16 protein-coding genes are annotated in these 18,061 nt (G+C 65.3%); all 16 read left to right on the top strand.

Features of this window, described 5'->3' with window-relative positions; genetic code table 11:
* The first annotated feature begins 7 nt into the window (after window positions 1-7).
* The 16 genes from motB (at window position 8) to RN01_RS13150 (ending at window position 17,897) form a co-directional block, all read left to right on the top strand.
* Window positions 8-1,006 (top strand): flagellar motor protein MotB, encoded by a 999-nt coding sequence (gene motB / locus RN01_RS13225; RefSeq protein ID WP_017515549.1) that lies wholly within the window; start codon window positions 8-10, stop codon window positions 1,004-1,006.
* Window positions 1,007-1,066: 60 nt separating this feature from the next.
* Window positions 1,067-3,082 (top strand): chemotaxis protein CheA, encoded by a 2,016-nt coding sequence (cheA, locus tag RN01_RS13220; RefSeq protein ID WP_039016678.1) that lies wholly within the window; start codon window positions 1,067-1,069, stop codon window positions 3,080-3,082.
* A gap of 24 nt (window positions 3,083-3,106) precedes the next feature.
* Window positions 3,107-3,601 carry a chemotaxis protein CheW gene (locus tag RN01_RS13215; protein ID WP_008641041.1) on the top strand — a complete coding sequence of 165 codons (495 nt, stop codon included), beginning with the start codon at window positions 3,107-3,109 and terminating at the stop codon, window positions 3,599-3,601.
* Between the two features lie 63 nt (window positions 3,602-3,664).
* On the top strand, window positions 3,665-4,576 hold the full coding sequence (locus tag RN01_RS13210) for a CheR family methyltransferase (RefSeq protein WP_011518212.1): 912 nt from the start codon (window positions 3,665-3,667) through the stop codon (window positions 4,574-4,576).
* Window positions 4,573-5,235 carry a chemoreceptor glutamine deamidase CheD gene (cheD, locus tag RN01_RS13205; protein WP_369799849.1) on the top strand — a complete coding sequence of 221 codons (663 nt, stop codon included), beginning with the start codon at window positions 4,573-4,575 and terminating at the stop codon, window positions 5,233-5,235. The genes RN01_RS13210 and cheD overlap by 4 nt, the downstream gene beginning before the upstream one ends.
* A gap of 67 nt (window positions 5,236-5,302) precedes the next feature.
* On the top strand, window positions 5,303-6,376 hold the full coding sequence (locus RN01_RS13200) for a chemotaxis response regulator protein-glutamate methylesterase (RefSeq protein ID WP_011518214.1): 1,074 nt from the start codon (window positions 5,303-5,305) through the stop codon (window positions 6,374-6,376).
* Between the two features lie 72 nt (window positions 6,377-6,448).
* Window positions 6,449-6,835: a chemotaxis response regulator CheY gene (gene cheY, locus RN01_RS13195; RefSeq protein ID WP_008641058.1), complete on the top strand. Its 387-nt coding sequence runs from the start codon at window positions 6,449-6,451 to the stop codon at window positions 6,833-6,835.
* 12 nt (window positions 6,836-6,847) lie between these two features.
* Window positions 6,848-7,483: a protein phosphatase CheZ gene (gene cheZ / locus RN01_RS13190; protein WP_011518216.1), complete on the top strand. Its 636-nt coding sequence runs from the start codon at window positions 6,848-6,850 to the stop codon at window positions 7,481-7,483.
* 129 nt (window positions 7,484-7,612) lie between these two features.
* Window positions 7,613-8,959: a M20/M25/M40 family metallo-hydrolase gene (locus RN01_RS13185; protein ID WP_017513341.1), complete on the top strand. Its 1,347-nt coding sequence runs from the start codon at window positions 7,613-7,615 to the stop codon at window positions 8,957-8,959.
* Between the two features lie 116 nt (window positions 8,960-9,075).
* Window positions 9,076-9,807 carry a YceH family protein gene (locus RN01_RS13180; protein ID WP_017513342.1) on the top strand — a complete coding sequence of 244 codons (732 nt, stop codon included), beginning with the start codon at window positions 9,076-9,078 and terminating at the stop codon, window positions 9,805-9,807.
* Window positions 9,808-10,085: 278 nt separating this feature from the next.
* Window positions 10,086-11,228, top strand: coding sequence for a flagellar biosynthesis protein FlhB (flhB, locus tag RN01_RS13175; protein ID WP_017513791.1), 1,143 nt, complete (start codon window positions 10,086-10,088; stop codon window positions 11,226-11,228).
* Complete coding sequence (flhA, locus tag RN01_RS13170; RefSeq protein ID WP_039016677.1) at window positions 11,225-13,312, top strand: flagellar biosynthesis protein FlhA; 2,088 nt, start codon at window positions 11,225-11,227, stop codon at window positions 13,310-13,312. The genes flhB and flhA overlap by 4 nt, the downstream gene beginning before the upstream one ends.
* A 9-nt stretch (window positions 13,313-13,321) precedes the next feature.
* Entirely contained in the window at window positions 13,322-15,799 is a 2,478-nt protein-coding gene (gene flhF / locus RN01_RS13165) for a flagellar biosynthesis protein FlhF (RefSeq protein ID WP_017513790.1), read from the top strand.
* Window positions 15,800-15,811: 12 nt separating this feature from the next.
* Entirely contained in the window at window positions 15,812-16,627 is an 816-nt protein-coding gene (locus RN01_RS13160) for an AAA family ATPase (protein WP_008641078.1), read from the top strand.
* A gap of 107 nt (window positions 16,628-16,734) precedes the next feature.
* Window positions 16,735-17,451, top strand: a complete 717-nt coding sequence (locus RN01_RS13155) for an RNA polymerase sigma factor FliA (protein ID WP_008641079.1) — start codon at window positions 16,735-16,737, stop codon at window positions 17,449-17,451.
* Entirely contained in the window at window positions 17,451-17,897 is a 447-nt protein-coding gene (locus RN01_RS13150) for a flagellar protein FlhE (protein ID WP_008641080.1), read from the top strand. Before RN01_RS13155 ends, RN01_RS13150 begins: the two co-directional genes overlap by 1 nt.
* Window positions 17,898-18,061: the final 164 nt, after the last annotated feature.

The raw sequence follows: 18,061 nt of genomic DNA, 5'->3' as shown, positions 1-18,061 counted from the left end.
AGCAGTCATGAGCAGCGCCCAGGACCTGCGTCCGATCGTCATCAAGAAGGCGAAATCGCATGCCAAGCCGCATGGCAACCACAGCTGGAAGATCGCCTACGCCGACTTCATGACGGCCATGATGGCGCTCTTCCTGGTGCTGTGGCTGCTGAGTTCCTCGTCGCCAAAGGTTCTCGTCGGCGTGGCCGAGTATTTCCGCACGCCGCTCAAGGTGGCGATTGCCGGCGGCGACAAGAGCAGCCTTTCGACGAGCGTGATTCCAGGCGGCGGCAAGGACGTGATGGCCAAGGATGGCGAGATCATGAAGGCGCAGACCAACGATCCGGCCGCGGATGCCCAGCGCCGCCGCGACCAGATCGAGAGCGAACGGCTGCGCGGCCTGAAGAAGCGTCTGGAACAGATCATCGAGAACAACCCGGTACTGCGCCAGTTCCGCCCGCAGTTGCTGCTCGACATCACCAGCGAAGGTCTGCGCATCCAGATTCTCGATACGCAGAACCGTCCGATGTTCCGCACCGGCAGCGCGGCGGTCGAGCCGTACATGCGCACGATCCTGCGCGAGATCGGCCCGGTGCTCAACGAACTGCCGAACAAGGTCAGTCTTTCCGGCCATACCGACTCGGCCAAATACATGATGGGCCAGCGTGCCTACAGCAACTGGGAACTGTCTGCTGACCGCGCCAATGCGTCGCGGCAGGAACTGGTTGCAGGCGGCATGGAGGAAGGCAAGTTGCTGCGGGTGCTGGGTCTGGCGGACACGATGCCGCTGGAGAAGAACGATCCGCTGGCACCGGTGAACCGCCGTATCAGCATCGTCGTGCTCAACCAGCGCGCCCAGGCCCAGTTCGAGGCCGAGAACGCCAGCGCCGCCGATGTCACGGTGCAGACTCAGAAGGGCCAGGCGGCACAGGACGTGCAGGCGCAGCTGGGGAGCGCCTCGGCGCCCGCGGCCACGCCTGCCGGCGCGGGCGAAAGCAAAGGCAAGGGCAAGGGCAAGGGGGAATGACGCGTGCCGCCTGAACAGGGCGGCGCATCTTCCAGGGCAATCTAGCGAGTCAGGACGATCATGTCTGTCGATATCGATATCACGCAGTTCTACCAGACCTTCTTCGAGGAGGCGGAGGAACTGCTCGTACAAATGGAGCAGCTGCTGCTCGAGGTGGATATCGAATCCCCCGATGCGGAAGCGCTCAACGCGATCTTCCGTGCCGCGCATTCGATCAAGGGCGGCGCCGCGACGTTCGGCTTCACGGCGCTGACCGAAACCACGCACATCTTCGAGAATCTGCTGGACCGCACGCGTCGGAGGGAACTAGCTCTCTCGCGCGTCATCATCGACACCTTTCTGGAAACCAAGGACGTGTTGCACGATCAGCTCAACGCCTACCGTAACGGCACCGAACCCGATCCGGAAACGCTGGCGCGCATTTGCGCCGTGCTGCAGCAACTGGCCCAGGAAGCCAGCGGCGAGGCGGCACCCGCGCCTGCCGCCACACCGGCACCAGTGGCTGCATCCGCGCCCGCTGCCGCACCGGCCGGCGGCAATCTCAAGGTGAGCCTGATCAAGATATCGGCCGCCGACCAGGCCCTGCTGCGCGAGGAGCTTGCCAACCTGGGCGAGATCACCGGTCAACAGGAATCGGACGGCGACCTGATCATCTGGCTGAACAGCCAGTGCAGCCCCGACGACATCATCGCGGTCTGCTGCTTTGTGATCGACGAGAAGCAGATCGCCGTGGAAGCGGTAACGCCAGGTGAGGCACCGGCCGCACCGGTCGCTGCGCCGACGCCCGCGCCCGTAGCCGCGCCGGCAGCCGTCGCGCCTGTCGCACCCGCCGCCGCACCGGTGGCTGCCAAGGAGAAAGAAAAGGCCAAGCCCGCCGCCGCGCACAGTCCGGATGCCGGTTCGATCCGCGTGCCGACCGAGAAGGTCGACCAGATCATCAACCTCGTGGGCGAACTGGTCATCACGCAGTCGATGCTGGCGCAGACCGCGTCGTCGCTGGACCCGGTGCTGTTCGACCGCCTGTTCTCCGGCATGGGCCAGCTCGAGCGCAACGCGCGCGATCTGCAGGAAGCGGTGATGTCCATCCGCATGATGCCGATGGACTACGTGTTCTCGCGCTTCCCGCGTCTGGTGCGCGACATGATGGGCAAGCTCGGCAAGCAGATCGATCTGGTCACGTTCGGCAAGGCAACGGAACTGGACAAGGGCCTGATCGAGCGGATCATCGATCCGCTGACCCATCTGGTGCGAAACAGTCTCGATCACGGCATCGAAACACCAGAGAAGCGTATCGCCGCCGGCAAGGAGCCGACCGGACAACTGATCCTCTCCGCGCAGCACGCGGGTGGCAACATCGTCATCGAGGTGAGCGATGACGGCGCCGGCCTGAACCGCGAGCGCATCCTGGCCAAGGCGATGCAGAACGGCCTGCCGGTCTCCGAGAGCATGCCCGACGACGAAGTCTGGCAGCTCATCTTCGCGCCGGGCTTCTCCACGGCCGAAGTCATTACCGATGTCTCCGGCCGGGGCGTTGGCATGGACGTAGTCAAGCGGAACATCCAGGAGATGGGCGGCCACGTGGAAATCAGCTCGCGCGCCGGGCTGGGCACCACCACCCGCATCGTGCTGCCGCTGACGCTGGCGATTCTGGACGGCATGTCGGTACGCACTGGCGAAGAAACCTTCATCCTGCCGCTGAACTGCGTGATGGAGTCGCTGCAGCCGTTGGCCGACGACGTGCACACCGCCGCCAACGGCGAGCGGGTAATGAACGTGCGCGGCGAATACCTGCCGCTGCTGGAACTGCACAAGGTCTTCAACGTGACCAACGCGGTGCAGGAGCCCACGCAGGGTATCGCCGTGATCCTGGCGGCCGAAGGCAAGCGCTTCGCGCTGCTGGTGGACCAGTTGATCGGGCAGCACCAGGTGGTGCTCAAGAACCTCGAGACCAACTATCGCAAGGTGCCGTGCATTTCCGCCGCCACCATCCTCGGTGACGGCAGCGTGGCCCTGATCGTGGACGTCGGCGCGCTGCAGCGCACCGGTGTGCGCCGCCAGGCCCCGATGGCCGCGTAGTAATCGACAGCAAGGAGAACGGACATGGCCGGCATCGGACATATCGATACCCAGGGCAGCGAAGCCTCGGGTCAGGAGTACCTGGTCTTCACGCTGGGGACGGAAGAATATGGCATCGACATCCTCAAGGTGCAGGAGATCCGCAGTTACGAGACGGTGACGCGCATCGCCAACGCGCCAGACTTCCTCAAGGGCGTGACCAACCTGCGCGGCGTGATCGTGCCGATCGTCGACCTGCGCCTGAAGTTCAAGCTCGGCAACGTGCGCTATGACCACCAGACCGTGGTGATCATCCTGAACGTGGCCGGCCGCGTGGTTGGCATCGTCGTCGACGGCGTATCGGACGTGCTGACGCTCACCGGCGATGACATCAAGCCAGCGCCGGAGTTCGGCGTGTCGGTCTCCAACGAACATCTGACCGGGCTGGGTTCGGTGGAAGGCCGGATGCTGATCCTGATCGACATCGAACGCATGATGACCAGCCCAGAGATGGAATTGATCGAGGCCGAGCTCGCCTGAGGCTTGCCGGCACGTCCGGCAGCCCGCATCGCCGACTTCCCGGTACCTTGAAGGACATACACCATGACGCCGCTCCGTTCTTCCTCCAGCGCCATCAGGAAGCCAGGCGCGGCTATGACGCCCGGTGCGCCCGTGCTGGCGCCATTGCGCGATGAGATGCGCGATTTTCTGCTGACCGAGCGCGACTTCGAGAAGATCCGCGCGCTGATTCACAAGCGCGCGGGCATCTCGCTTGGCAGCCACAAGCGAGAGATGGTCTACAGCCGGTTGGCCCGGCGGCTGCGCACACTGCAGCTTGCGGACTTCAGCACCTATCTCGCGCAGCTCGAAGCCGACGAGCGTTCGTCGGAGTGGGAGTACTTCACCAACGCGCTGACGACGAACCTGACGTCGTTCTTTCGCGAGGCCCATCACTTTCCGCTGCTGGCCGAGCACGCCAAGAAGATCGGGCGACCCTACAGCGTCTGGTGCGCCGCGGCGTCGACCGGCGAGGAGCCGTACTCGATCGCCATCACACTGGCGGAAGCGCTGGGCGAGCGTGCGGGCACGGTGCTGGCCACGGACATCGACACCCAGGTGCTGGCCAAGGCGCGCAGCGGCATCTACACCGCCGAGCAGGTTTCGCGGCTGTCGCAGGAACGGCTCAAGCGGTTCTTCCTGAAGGGCACCGGCGCGCGGGCAGGGTCGGTCAAGGTCAAGCCGGAGCTTGCCGCGACGGTCACCTTCGAGCCGCTGAACCTGCTGGCGCCAGATTGGGGCTTGCGCGAGAAGTTCGACGCGATCTTCTGCCGCAACGTGATGATCTACTTCGACAAGCCGACGCAGGGCCAGATTCTCGAACGGTTTGCACCGCTGCTCAAGCCGAACGGTCTGCTGTTCGCGGGGCACTCGGAGAACTTCTCGTACGTCACCCGCGCATTCCAGTTGCGCGGGCAGACCGTATACGAGCTGACGAACAAGAGCGGAGCTGCATGATGCGTGGCACGCCCCAGATGCCGGAGGCCATCGCCACCCGGAAGTATTTCGACCGCGAATTCGACCGGCAGGCCATCAAGCTATTGCCCAACGAGTACTACGTGACGGCCGAGGACGTCGTTCTCACGACCGTCCTGGGATCGTGCGTGTCCGCGTGCATTCGCGACGAAGTGGCCGGTGTCGGCGGCATGAACCATTTCATGCTGCCCGACGACGAGAACGCCGGCGCCGACCGGATGCTCTCTACGTCGATGCGCTACGGCTGCTACGCGCTCGAAGTGCTTATCAATGAACTGTTGAAGATGGGCGCGCGTCGCGAACGGCTGGAGGCCAAAGTATTTGGCGGTGGCGCGGTGCTGGCCAACATGACGACTCTAAATATCGGGGATCGGAATGCCGATTTCGTACTGAAGTATCTGCGCACGGAAGAAGTGCGCGTGGCCGCGCAGGATCTGCGCGGACCGCACGCGCGACGTGTCAGCTACTTTCCACGTACCGGCCTTGCACTGGTCCGCCGACTGACGCGCCAGGACGATACCGTAGGCGTCGAACGCGAGGAACGTGCCCTGGCACGGGCGCTGTCCACGTCGACGAAGGCACCCGCGCGAGGCGCCGTGGAACTGTTCACGCGACAGACCACGGCCAGGATCCCGACCTGATGTCGGGCGCGCGGGACGTACAAGACGCGTAATACACGAAATACACGCAAGAGACGTAGAGACCAACATGACTGCCGCGAAGATCAAGGTGCTGTGCGTGGACGATTCCGCGCTGATACGCAGCCTGATGTCGGAAATCATCAACAGCCAGCCGGACATGGAGGTGGTGGGTACCGCCCCGGATCCGCTGGTGGCGCGCGACCTGATCAAGCGCGTCAATCCGGACGTGCTGACGCTGGACGTAGAAATGCCGCGTATGGACGGCCTGGATTTTCTTGAGCGCCTGATGCGCCTGCGGCCGATGCCGGTGCTCATGGTGTCGTCGCTGACCGAGCGTGGGTCCGAGATCACGATGCGCGCGCTGGAACTTGGCGCTGTGGACTTCGTGACCAAGCCGAAGCTCGGTATCCGCGAAGGCCTGCTGGACTACACGCAGACGATCGCGGACAAGATCCGCGCCGCATCGCGCGCCCGCGTGCGTGCGCGTGCGGAGCAGAGCGCTGGCGCGGCGCCCGTCGCGCCGATGCTGCGCGCGCCGCTGTTGTCGACGGAAAAGCTGATCATCGTCGGGGCTTCCACGGGTGGCACCGAGGCGATCAAGGATTTCCTGACGCCGCTACCCCCCGATTCTCCGGCGGTCATGATCGTCCAGCACATGCCGGCAGGTTTCACGAAGTCGTTCGCGCATCGCCTGAACGGCCTGTGCCGCATCACGGTCAAGGAAGCCGAGCATGGCGAGCGTGTGCTGCCGGGCTATGCGTACATCGCGCCCGGCGATTCGCACCTGCTGCTGGCGCGTAGCGGTGCGAACTACGTGGCGCACCTGTCCCAGGAAGCGCCGGTCAATCGGCACCGACCGTCCGTCGATGTGCTGTTCGATTCCGCCGCCATTCACGGTGGCAAGAACGTCACGGGCGTGATCCTGACCGGCATGGGCAAGGACGGCGCGCGCGGCATGTTGCGCATGCGCGAGGCAGGCGCCTACAACCTGGCGCAGGACGAGCAATCCTGCATCGTGTTTGGTATGCCGAAGGAAGCCATCGCGGCCGGCGGTGTGCATGAAGTGGTGCCCCTGCACCAGATGAGCCAGCGTGTCATGGCGCACCTGGCTACGTTTGGCGCGCGGGCGCAGCGCGTATAGCGCGCGAGAGGTCAGATAAGCAGCAATCATCCGGATGGCATGGCCATCCGCAACCGTTTTGGAGCCGTAACAGTGGACAAGAACATCAAGATTCTCGTGGTCGACGACTTCCCGACCATGCGCCGGATCATCCGTAACCTGCTCAAGGAGCTTGGCTTCACCAACGTGGACGAAGCCGAGGACGGCGCGGCCGGTCTGGAGAAGGTCAAGGATGGCAGCTTCCAGTTCGTGGTTTCCGACTGGAACATGCCGAACATGGACGGCCTGACCATGTTGCAGACGATCCGTGCAACGCCCGAGATCGCCAAGACGCCGGTGCTGATGGTGACGGCCGAAGCCAAGAAGGAGAACATCATCGCCGCCGCGCAGGCAGGCGCCAATGGCTACGTGGTCAAGCCGTTTACCGCTGCCACGCTCGACGAGAAGATCACCAAGATCTTCGAGAAAATGGGTCAATAAGAGGGACGCGACATGTCGACGACTCCGACTTTCAGCAATGAAGCGGCCGAGCAGATCATCCATCGCATCGGCAACCTGACCCGGATGCTGCGCGACAACATGCGGGAGCTGGGGCTCGACAAGGAAATCGAGCGTGCCGCCCAGGCCATTCCCGACGCGCGCGACCGTCTGAGCTACATCGCCGCCATGACCGAGCAGGCTGCCGAGCGTTCGCTCACGGCCGTGGAACTGGCGCAGCCGCTGCAGGAAGAACTCGAGGCCAAGGCCACCGCGCTGGACAAGCGCTGGGGCGAGTGGTTCGAGCAACCCGTGGAGTTGGGCGACGCCCGCGCGCTGGTGCTCGACACGCGCGAGTTCCTGACCGAGGTTCCGGAGAAGACCAAGGCCACCGGCAGCCATCTGCTCGAGATCATGATGGCCCAGGACTTCCAGGACCTGACGGGCCAGGTGATCAAGAAGATGATGGACATGATCCGCACGCTGGAGCAGGAACTGCTGCAGGTGCTGATCGACAACGTGCCGGCCGATCGGCGCGTGGAAGCGCCCCCTTCCCTGATCAACGGTCCGCAGATCAACCCCGAGGGCAAGGCCGATGTGGTGTCGGACCAGTCGCAGGTGGACGATCTGCTGGCGAGCCTCGGCTTCTGAGGTTGTTTGTAGATAGTAGATAGGCTTCCGCTCTCCCGCATCGCGGGAGAGCGGCGCTTCAGCGTACCTTCGCATTCACTGGCACAATCGCAGCAAACACGGTTTCCCCCCTGCCAGAGGATTGCCCCCATGCCTGCTCGCTGTACCGTTGTTGCCCTCGCATCCGTCGCGCTTGTCGGAATTGCCCACGCGCAGACGCTGCCCATCCCACAGGTCTCCCCAGCGGTAGACACTGCCTACACCAAACTCGAAGCATCCCCGGTCTACAAGAAGCTGATGACGGACGTCCGCGCCGATGACGCGCGCGCGCTGACCGAGCTGAAGACCATGACCGAGATTCCCGCGCCGCCCTTCAAGGAGCGCGCACGTGCCGAGTACTTCGTCTCGCGGCTCAAGGCGCTTGGCCTGGCCGATGCCCACATTGATGCCGAAGGCAATGCGATCGGGATCCGCAAGGGTGTTGGCAATGGCCCGAAGTTGTTGATTTCCGCCCACCTCGATACGGTCTTCCCCGAAGGCACCGACGTCACCGTCAAGGCGCGCGACGGCAAGCTTTACGCCCCCGGTATTGGCGACGACACGCGCGGACTAGCCGTGCTGTTGTCCTGGCTGAAGGTGCTCAACGACAACAATGTGCGGACGGCTGGCGATCTGGTCTTCGTGGGCAACGTTGGCGAGGAAGAACTTGGCAACCTGCGCGGCATGAAGGCGGTGTTCCGCGAGCATCCCGACATCGACGGCATGGTCGGCATCGAACCTGGCACCGGCGATCGCGTGCTGACGCAGGGCACCGGCAGCCATCGCTACGAAGTGACCTTCCGCGGTCCCGGCGGCCACAGCTTTGGCGCGTTTGGCCTGCCCAGCGCCATTCACGCCATGGGGCGCGCTATCGGCAAGATCAGCGATGTGCGCACGCCATCCGATCCCAAGACCACGTTCACGGTCGGCACGGTTGCCGGCGGCACGTCGGTCAACGCGATCGCGGGCGATGCGCGCATGGCGGTCGATATCCGTTCGAACGGCACGCCGGCCCTGCTGGAAACCGAAAAGCACATCATGGATGCGATTGCAGGCGGGGTTGCGGACGAGAATCGTCGCTGGGCGCCAGCCAAGGGCCAGGAAATCACGTTCCAGACGAAGCTGATCGGCGATCGCCCGGCCGGGCAGACGCCGACCGACTCGGTGATCGTGCAATCGGCTGTCCGCGTGATCCACGCCAACAGCAAGGAGGCGCCAACCCTGCGGGGCGGCAGCACCGACGCCAACGTGCCGATGGCGCTGGGCATTCCGGCCATCATCATCGGCAGCGGCGGCAAATCGGGTGGCGCACACTCGCGTGACGAGTGGTTTGATCCCACCAATGCCTGGGAAGGCGCGCAATGGGGCCTGACCACCGTGCTGGGTCTGGTCGGCGTGGAAGGTGTGGAGGCGCCGCTGCTGGCACGGCGCCGGGGCAATCCGCCGATCACACGGTAAGGAGCCACGGGGGGGACCACGGGGGCGGCGCGGGCTCCGCCATCTTCGGGCGAGGTTGCGCTGGCCGCCCGCTTGCGCTTCAATGGTCGCCTTGCCGACCGATGCCGTAGCCCGAAATGACCGATACCCCCGACACTCCTGACACCCCCACGGCAACCGGGGCTTCGTCCCGCCCGCCACTGCGCGCGCTGACACCGCTTGAAGGCCGCGTGGTGGCGGTGCTGCTCGAAAAGCAGTTCACCGTTCCCGATACCTATCCGTTGTCGCTCAATGCGCTGGCCGCAGGCTGCAACCAGAAGACCGCGCGATCGCCGGTGATGAGCGTCGGCGAGGACGAGATCCTGACCGCCATCGATGGCCTCAAATCGCTGAGCCTCGTGTTCGAAGGCAGCAGCAGCCGGGTGCCCCGCTTCGAGCAAAACCTTGCCCGCGTGCTTGGCGTGCCAAGCCAGTCCGCGGCGCTGCTGTCCACGCTGCTGTTGCGTGGGCCGCAGACGGCGGCGGAACTGCGCCTGAACACGGCGCGGCTGCACGCATTTGCCGATATCTCGTCGGTCGAGGCGTTCCTGGACGAGCTGGCCGAACGCGATCCTGCCCTGGTCGTGAAGCTGCCCCGTGGCCCGGGGGAGCGCGAACACCGCTGGACGCACCTGCTATGCGGAGAAGTCAGTCTGGCCGAAGCGCCGGGCCCACGCGCGAGCGCGAGCATCGAGATCGCGCCGTCGGAGCTGGAGGCGCTGCGGATCAGCCATCGCGAGCTGGAAGACAAGGTGGCGCGCCTCCAGGCGCTGGTCGAGGAGATGGCCGAGCAGCTGGGCATCTCCATCGATCCGGATCGCCTGTCCTGAGCCCGCGCGCCCCGCGATGCGGCGTCGCCTGACGCGGCATCGCGCCGCATCGTAAAGGCGACATCATGCCGCCGGATGCCAGCCGGACAGTGCGCGATCCCGGCATTTTGGGGCGTTCCCCCTAAAGATCGGCACCCAGGGGACCGTTAACGCCGCTGCCCCCTCCATTCCTGAAACAGGGACCTGTTTCCCCGCCTTTTCCTCCCAATGCTTCCCGCCCGGGGATTTGATAATCCTCGGTGACGAAGTGCCGTCCGCGCTTCGCGCCTGGAGCGTCCATGTCCGAGGAAAGCGATCTCGAGAAAACCGAACCCGCCACAGCCCGGCGCCTTGAAAAGGCGCGTGAAGAGGGGCAGGTGGTGCGTTCGCGCGAGCTCGGCACGTTCGCGATGCTGATGACCGGCGTGATCGGCCTTTGGACCACGGGCGGCGTGCTGGGCCGCAAGCTCGATGCCGTAATGCATGCCGGCCTCGCGTTCGAGCCGGCCACGGCCTTCGACACGAATCGCATGTTGTCCCAGTTTGCCGCCATTGTCTGGGACGCCCTGCTGGCATTCCTGCCGCTTCTGCTGATGTTCGGCGTCGCGGCGCTGGTGACGCCGCTGGCTCTGGGCGGCTGGATGTTCTCGACCAAGTCGTTTTCGCCCGATTTCTCGCGTATGTCGCCGATCTCCGGCCTCGGCCGGTTGTTCTCGGCGCATTCGCTGGTGGAACTGGCCAAGGCCATCGCCAAGTCGTTGCTGGTGGGTGGCGTGGGTGCCTGGATGATCTGGCGCAAGCTGCCGGAGACGATCGCGCTGATGGACGCGCCGATCCAGGAGGCACTGCTGCACATGATGGAACTGGTGCTGTATGTCAGCGGTGTGGTGGCGGGATCGCTGATCCTGGTGGCCGCGCTGGACGTGCCCTGGCAGCTCTATACGTTCCACAAGAAGCTCCGCATGACCAAGGAAGAGATCAAGCAGGAGATGAAGGAAACCGATGGCGATCCGCACATCAAGGCGCGTATCCGCCAGCAGCAGCGTGCCATTGCGCGCCGCCGCATGATGACCGAAGTGCCCAAGGCCGACGTGGTGGTGACCAACCCCACGCACTACGCCGTGGCGCTGCGCTACGAGGAAGGCCGCATGGGCGCGCCGCGCGTGGTGGCCAAGGGCGCCGATGAAGTGGCCGCGCGGATTCGCGAACTGGCCGCGGAACACCGCGTGCCGATGCTGTCCGCGCCGCCGCTGGCACGTGCGCTGCATCGCCACGTCGAGCTGGGTCACGAGATCCCGGCCGGTCTGTACACCGCCGTGGCCGAGGTCCTGGCCTGGGTCTATCAACTGAAGAACTGGCACTACAGCTACGGTCCACAGCCCAATGGGCCCGCGGATCTGGTGGTGCCGGATGAACTTGCCGTACCGGAAAGCCGCGCATGAACGCACTGACGAACATCCTCAATATGCCGGGCCTGCGCTCTGGTGCCCAGATGAAGGCGCTCGCGGGGCCGGTGCTGATCATCATGATCCTCGGCATGATGATCCTGCCGTTGCCCGCGTTTGTGCTGGACCTGCTGTTCACGTTCAACATTGCGCTGTCGATCATGGTGCTGCTGGTCGGCATGTACACGCAGCGTCCGCTCGACTTCGCGGCGTTCCCGGCGGTCCTGCTGTTCTCCACGCTGCTGCGCCTGTCGCTGAACGTTGCCTCCACGCGCGTGGTGCTGCTGGAAGGGCATACCGGCCCGGACGCCGCCGGCAAGGTGATCGAAGCCTTCGGCCACTTCCTGGTGGGCGGCAACTTCGCGGTCGGTATCGTGGTGTTCGCGATCCTCGTGGTGATCAACTTCATGGTGATCACCAAGGGCGCGGGCCGTATCGCCGAGGTGGGCGCGCGCTTCATGCTGGACGCGATGCCGGGCAAGCAGATGGCGATCGACGCGGACCTGAACGCCGGCCTGATCAATGAAGAGGGCGCGCGCAAGCGTCGTGCCGAGGTGGCGCAGGAGTCCGATTTCTACGGCGCGATGGATGGTGCGTCGAAGTTCGTGCGTGGCGATGCCATCGCGGGCCTGCTGGTCATGTTCATCAACGTCGTGGCCGGCATGGTCGTAGGCATGGTGCAGCACGACCTGGACTTTGGCACGGCGGTGCACAACTACACACTGCTGACGATTGGCGACGGCCTCGTGGCGCAGATTCCGGCACTGGTGATCTCCACGGCCGCCGGTGTCATCGTCTCGCGGGTGTCGAACGAGCAGGACGTCGGCCAGCAACTGACCGGCCAGCTCTTCTCGAATCCGCGCGTGTTGTTCATCACGGCCGCCATTATCGGCATGATGGGCATCATCCCGGGAATGCCGCATTTCGCGTTCTTGCTGCTGGCTGCCGGACTGATCTGGCTCGGTCGGCACATGATGCGCCGCGAGGCCACGGCAGAAGAAACGAAGTCGAACGAGGCGCGCGCGCCAGCCGCGCCGGCCGAGGCCGCCGAAGCGTCGTGGGAAGACGTCACGATGGTCGATCCGCTTGGCATGGAGGTGGGCTATTGCCTGATCACGCTGGTGGATCGCGCCCAGAACGGCGAGTTGCTGGGCCGCATCAAGAGCATCCGCAAGAAGATCGCGCAGGACATCGGCTTTCTGGTGCCGGTGGTCCATATCCGCGACAACCTGGAACTGAAGCCGACCGCCTATCGCATCACGCTCAAGGGCGTAGAGGTCGGCAGTGGCGAAGCCAACCCGGGCCAGTGGATGGCGATCAACCCGGGCCAGGTCACCGGCACGCTGCCCGGCGCGGCCACGCGCGACCCGGCCTTCGGCCTGCCGGCCGTTTGGATCGACGCTGCCCTCAAGGAGCAGGCGCAGGCGTATGGCTACACCGTGGTCGACGCCAGCACCGTGGTGGCCACCCACCTGAACCACCTGATCCAGATGCACGCATCCGAGCTGCTGGGTCGCCAGGAAGTGCAGTCGCTGCTGGACCGCATCGCCAAGGAATCGCCCAAGCTTACCGAGGACCTGGTGCCGAAGACGATCACGCTGACTGGCCTGCAGAAGGTGCTGCAGAGCCTGCTGGACGAAGGTGTGGCGATCCGCGACATGCGCACGATTCTCGATGTCATCGCCGAACACGCGCCGAAGGTCAGCGATCCGGCCGAGTTGACCACGCTCGTGCGCGTGGCGCTGGGCCGCGCGATCACGCAGCAGCTTTTCCCCAACAACGCCGACCTGCAGGTCATCGGCCTCGATGCCGGCCTGGAGCGCGTGCTGTCGCAGGCGCTGGCCAATGGCGGCGGCATCGAGCCGGGCCTGGCCGATGCGGTGCTGCAGCAGGCGCAGGGCGCGGTGGTGCGCCAGGAGCAACTGGGTCTCGATCCGGTCCTGCTGGTGCCGTCGCCGCTGCGGCCGCTGATGGCGCGCTTCCTGCGCCGCACCCTGCCGCAGTTGAAGGTGTTGTCGCATGCCGAAGTACCGGACAACCGCAATATCCGCATCACCGCCATGATCGGCGGCGCAGCGTAAGGACTGAACATGAGCGTGGCAAAGTTTGTGGCGGCCAACGGCCGCGAAGCGATGCGCAAGGTGCGCGAGGCGATGGGCCCGGATGCCGTGGTGTTGTCGAACCGGACCATCGATGGTGGCGTGGAAATCGTCGCGATGCGCGACACCGATCTCGGTGCGGTGAACGCCAACGCGCAGCCCTATGTGTCGCCCACGCCGGCCGGATCCCAGATCCTTGAGACCGCCCCGGTGCAGATCGGCCCGATCGCCATCGCAGCAGCCAATGCCGTCGACGGGCAGGCGACCCGGGCGGACGACGGCGTCATCGGTGATCTGCGTGGCGAGCTTGCGTCGATGCGTTCGATGCTCGAGCGCCAGTTTGCGGGCCTGTCCAGCGGCGCCGGCAATGTGGCCGTGGGCGATCCGCTGCGCGAGTCGCTGTTCGAGTGGATGGTGAACGCGGGCTTCTCTGGCCAGTTGTCACGTACGTTGATCTCCCGTCTGCCAGTGGGTACCGATCGTCCGGCCGCCATGTCGTGGATTCGGCAGGAAATCGCGAAGAAGGTGCCTGTGCTGTCCAACGAGGACGCACTGTTCGATCAGGGCGGCGTGCTGGCGCTGATCGGACCCACCGGCGTGGGCAAGACCACCACCACGGCCAAGCTGGCCGCACGCTACGTGCTGCGCCACGGCGCCGATCGCCTGGCCTTGCTGACGACCGACCGCTTCCGGATCGGCGCGCACGAGCAGCTTCGCATCTACGGCGACATTCTGGGCGTGCCCGTGCATGCGGTGAAAGACGCCGCGGACCTGCGTTTCGCGCTATCGGCGATGAAGGACAAGCATCTGGTCATCATCGACACCGTTGGCATGAGCCAGCGCGATCGCAGCCTGTCCGACCAGATCGCGATGCTGGCGGGCGTGCAGGCGCCGATGCAGCGCGTGCTGCTGCTCAACGGCGCCGCGCATGGCGATACGCTCAATGAAGTCGTGCACGCCTATCGCCACGACGCTGCCGGTGACGCTGGTGGCATCGACGGGTGCATTATCAGCAAGCTCGATGAAGCGACGCATCTCGGCTCCGTGCTCGATGTGGTGATCCGCCATCGCCTGCCGGTTTTCTATGCTTCCACTGGCCAGCGCGTGCCGGAACATCTGGAACTCGCGCAGGCCAGCACACTGGTGGAACGCGCGTTCATGACGCCGCGTCGTGGCTCGCTGTTCAATGACGCCGACATGGCACGCCGCCATGCCGCTGCAGCGGACGCCGCAACGCCGCGCCCGGCCGAGCGCAATGGCGCCGATGACATGCTGCGTTCGTTGACTGATAGCGCTAATGCCGTGGGCACGTGCGTGGAAGAGTTGAACGCCGCGGGCTACGGCTTCGATGTCGCGCGCCAGCTCTGGCAACAGCGCGGCGCCGGTGCCGTGGGATTGCGCCAGATGGGCCAGCAGGCACGCATGGCGATTTGCCGCGACGCCAGCCGGGCCTGCGAGCGCTATGTGCTCGCCGTATCGCAGAATTTCACCCAGCCGGTGCAAGGTCGTCGCGCGCCGCAGTTGATGCAATGCACCCTGTGGCTTGCCGATCGGGACGGGATGCCGCTGGCCGGTACCACCGCGCCGGTTGGCCGTACGCGGCAGTCGATGTCAGAAGCGGACGCCGATGCCGAAGCCGAGACCGTGCGCGCCACGCTGTCGGCGGCACGTACCGTCGTCAACCTGAATGCATCGGTGCCATCGGCCGCCGTCATCGCGCGCTGGCATCAGCTCGGCGAGCGCTGGGTGGCGGGTACGCGTAAAACCGCGCGTGTGATCACGGGTGGCGCGGCCAGCAAGCTCGATGCGATCGCCGACACGCTGACGTTTCATGCGATTGGCGACACGACCTGGCGCGACCGCGGTGCTGTGCACTGGGTTGGTCACTGTGCAGTGCGGATTCCGGAAGGGACGGTTCGTGCGGTTGGACGCGCTCGCGATAACACGGCCGAGACCGGCACCGAAGCGTGCCTCGTTGTCTCCCGCATGGCGGATCGTGGTACCGGCGAAACGCTGGCGGTCGAGTACGTGCTGTGCGACGTGGCGCTGACCGATGACGCCGCGCAGGTCGCACGCTGGATGCAATGGGCGAACGCCGCGGACGAGCAGTTCCGCACGCTGCGTCATGCCGCCGAACACTTCGCGCAGGACAGCGATGCGTCGGACAGTCAGGGGACCAGCATGGTGTCGCTCCAGCTCGGGCTGACCACGCTGCGCCTGCAGCACACCCCCACCGCAACCGCGCCGGCGTTCCTGTCACGCCTGGCCGGCCGTGCCGCGACGCGTGCGAATGTGCCGGTGCCAGGCTCCGTGCTCAACGAGGGCATGGGTCGCCTGCTGGCGCTGCTGGATGTGCTGGAGAACTATCCGGGACGTGCCGCCTCGCCTGCGCTCGTCGGTGATATCACTGCCGACGCGGCAATGCAGGCGACAGTCGGACTGCCGCAGTTGGCAGTCGCGGGGGAGTAAGCCTTGAACGTCATGGGTTCCGATCAGGCAGAAAGCCTGCGCCGTCTGCTGGCGCCGCGCGTCACCCGGCGCATCGCGGTGGTTGCCGCCGATGCGGGGGCGGGCGCCACCACGGTGACACTGGGTCTGGCCAATGCGCTGGCCATGCAGGGCGAACGTGTTCTGCTCGTCGACGAGGATCGCCATGGCGTGCGTGCCACGCGTCTGTCGGGCGCCGCGCCTGTCGCAACGCTCGCCGATGCGCTGGCCGGCCGGGTGACCGCGGCCGCCGCGATTGGCACGCGCCCTGCCAGTGGCATCGCGGTGCTGCCGGCAGGTGATATCCAAGTCGACGCCGGGAACATGGACCGCGCGCTATCCGATCTGATTCCCGACATGCGGTCGGTGCTGATCGACGCGCGCACGGATGCAACCGGCGCGCTGTCGCCTCTGGCGGCAACCGCCCACAACGTGGTGATCGTCATGCGCCCGGAGGCAACGTCGATTACCGCGGCCTACGCGCGCATCAAGCGTCTGCATCACGAATACGCATGCCGCCGCTTCCATCTGGTCGTCAATATGGCGGCCGCCGAAGCGACCGTTGCCGCGCTGGCACGCAATCTTGCCCGTACCGCGAGCCAGTACCTCGGCGTCGAGGCTGGTCTGACCGGATACCTGCCGATCGACCCGCTGGTGGCCCGCGCATTGCAGCTTGGCCGTTGCGTGGTGGAGGCGTATCCCGCAGCGGCATCCACCAGCGCGCTGCGCCACATCGCCAGCGGTATCGGCGCATGGCCGTTGCGACACGAAACAACGCCCCAGGGAGCGGCTGTGGCCGTTCCCGCATGAAGCCAGAACAAGAAGTCGACAAGACCGGACACCGAGCCAGACAGTCAGCCGCGGCCATGCTTGCGCGGCGCTGGCACCGATAGAAAGCATTTACCGAGAGTTCCACCATGTACACGATTCAGGGAAAGCTCGAACAGGCAGACGTGGTCAAGTCGCACGCGCCGCTGGTGCGACGCATCGCGTTGCAGCTGGCGGCGAAGCTGCCGGCCAGCGTGCAGATCGACGACCTGATCCAGGCCGGCATGATCGGCCTGCTCGACGCCGCCAAGCGCTACGAGGACAACCATGGCGCGCGATTCGAGACCTATGCGAGCCAGCGCATTCGCGGCGCCATGCTCGACGAGGTGCGCGCCAACGATTGGCAATCGCGCAGTCTGCGCCAGTTCACACGCAAGATCGAACGCACGCAGCGCCAGCTCGAGCAGAAACTCGGCCGGAGCCCCATCGACTCCGAAGTGGCGAAGGAACTCGAAATGGGGCTGGAGGAGTATCAGGAACTGCTCAACGAAGTCCATGGCTGCCAGTTGCTGCACTATGAGGACTTCGAACGCTCCGGGGAGGAAGACTTCCTGGATCGGCACCTTGGGGTGACCGACGAAGCGAATCCGCTCACGGTGCTGATGGAATCCGGAATGCGTGACGCGCTGATCCGTGCCATCGAGAAGCTGCCCGAGCGCGAGAAGCTGGTGCTCTCGCTTTGCTACGACCAGGAGTTGAACCTGCGCGAGATCGGGGCCGTGCTGGAAGTGACCGAATCGCGCGTCTGCCAGATCCGCAGCCAGGCCATTACGCGGCTGCGCAACCAGCTTCGCGGCATGTTGTGATGCGTCATCTTCTGGCGTTCGCGTTGTGTCTTTGTCTGGCCCCCACATGGGTCGACGCGCAGACATACGTGCGCGCCACCTACGAGCTCAGTGGGTCGCGCTATGCCTGGACCAGCTCCGCGCAGGGACCGCTGATTGCCAGTCGCGGCCAGCGCACGATGTCGTCGCCGGTGTTGCCTCCCGGCACGATGCCTCAGGCAAGCGGCATCGTTACATCGGTACGCTGGCGCTACAGCTTCGTCAGCACCCCGCCGATCGATCTGGAAGCATACCTGTGTAACGCGCGACGCTGCGTGCTGCTGTCTGGCGCGCAGGGGAAGACCGATGCATTCGCGGGCGACGATGCGACTGGCGGGTTCGTGTTTGCCTACCGGGTTGCTGGCCGTGGGGGGCTGTCTCCCACCCTGCAAGGCCGCAGTAACGAGGTGACGGTGAGCTACCGATAGCGCGCCGGGCCCGGCGCAGCAATGAAACGGCCCTTGGACGGGTTCAATCAGCACGTATCTGCACCTATCTGCACGTCACTGGCACTACGGGTCGCTCGGCACAGGACTGCAGTCGTAAAAAAGCCCGCTCCCAGCCAGTCATGACCAGAAGCGGGCAGGTGGAG

The organism is Cupriavidus sp. SHE (genome assembly GCF_000812445.1).
Taxonomy (GTDB): Bacteria; Pseudomonadota; Gammaproteobacteria; order Burkholderiales; family Burkholderiaceae; genus Cupriavidus; species Cupriavidus metallidurans.
The sequence above is the reverse complement of the archived record's forward strand: the minus strand, read 5'-3'. Positions and strand labels throughout refer to the sequence as shown.

Bases quoted from the DNA above. Each gene is read 5' to 3' on its own strand.
- motB (WP_017515549.1), top strand. From the start codon at position 8: ATGAGCAGCGCCCAGGACCTGCGTCCGATCGTCATCAAGAAGGCGAAA.
- cheA (WP_039016678.1), top strand. From the start codon at position 1,067: ATGTCTGTCGATATCGATATCACGCAGTTCTACCAGACCTTCTTCGAG.
- RN01_RS13215 (WP_008641041.1), top strand. From the start codon at position 3,107: ATGGCCGGCATCGGACATATCGATACCCAGGGCAGCGAAGCCTCGGGT.
- RN01_RS13210 (WP_011518212.1), top strand. From the start codon at position 3,665: ATGACGCCGCTCCGTTCTTCCTCCAGCGCCATCAGGAAGCCAGGCGCG.
- cheD (WP_369799849.1), top strand. From the start codon at position 4,573: ATGATGCGTGGCACGCCCCAGATGCCGGAGGCCATCGCCACCCGGAAG.
- RN01_RS13200 (WP_011518214.1), top strand. From the start codon at position 5,303: ATGACTGCCGCGAAGATCAAGGTGCTGTGCGTGGACGATTCCGCGCTG.
- cheZ (WP_011518216.1), top strand. From the start codon at position 6,848: ATGTCGACGACTCCGACTTTCAGCAATGAAGCGGCCGAGCAGATCATC.
- RN01_RS13185 (WP_017513341.1), top strand. From the start codon at position 7,613: ATGCCTGCTCGCTGTACCGTTGTTGCCCTCGCATCCGTCGCGCTTGTC.
- RN01_RS13180 (WP_017513342.1), top strand. From the start codon at position 9,076: ATGACCGATACCCCCGACACTCCTGACACCCCCACGGCAACCGGGGCT.
- flhB (WP_017513791.1), top strand. From the start codon at position 10,086: ATGTCCGAGGAAAGCGATCTCGAGAAAACCGAACCCGCCACAGCCCGG.
- flhA (WP_039016677.1), top strand. From the start codon at position 11,225: ATGAACGCACTGACGAACATCCTCAATATGCCGGGCCTGCGCTCTGGT.
- flhF (WP_017513790.1), top strand. From the start codon at position 13,322: ATGAGCGTGGCAAAGTTTGTGGCGGCCAACGGCCGCGAAGCGATGCGC.
- RN01_RS13160 (WP_008641078.1), top strand. From the start codon at position 15,812: ATGGGTTCCGATCAGGCAGAAAGCCTGCGCCGTCTGCTGGCGCCGCGC.
- RN01_RS13155 (WP_008641079.1), top strand. From the start codon at position 16,735: ATGTACACGATTCAGGGAAAGCTCGAACAGGCAGACGTGGTCAAGTCG.
- RN01_RS13150 (WP_008641080.1), top strand. From the start codon at position 17,451: ATGCGTCATCTTCTGGCGTTCGCGTTGTGTCTTTGTCTGGCCCCCACA.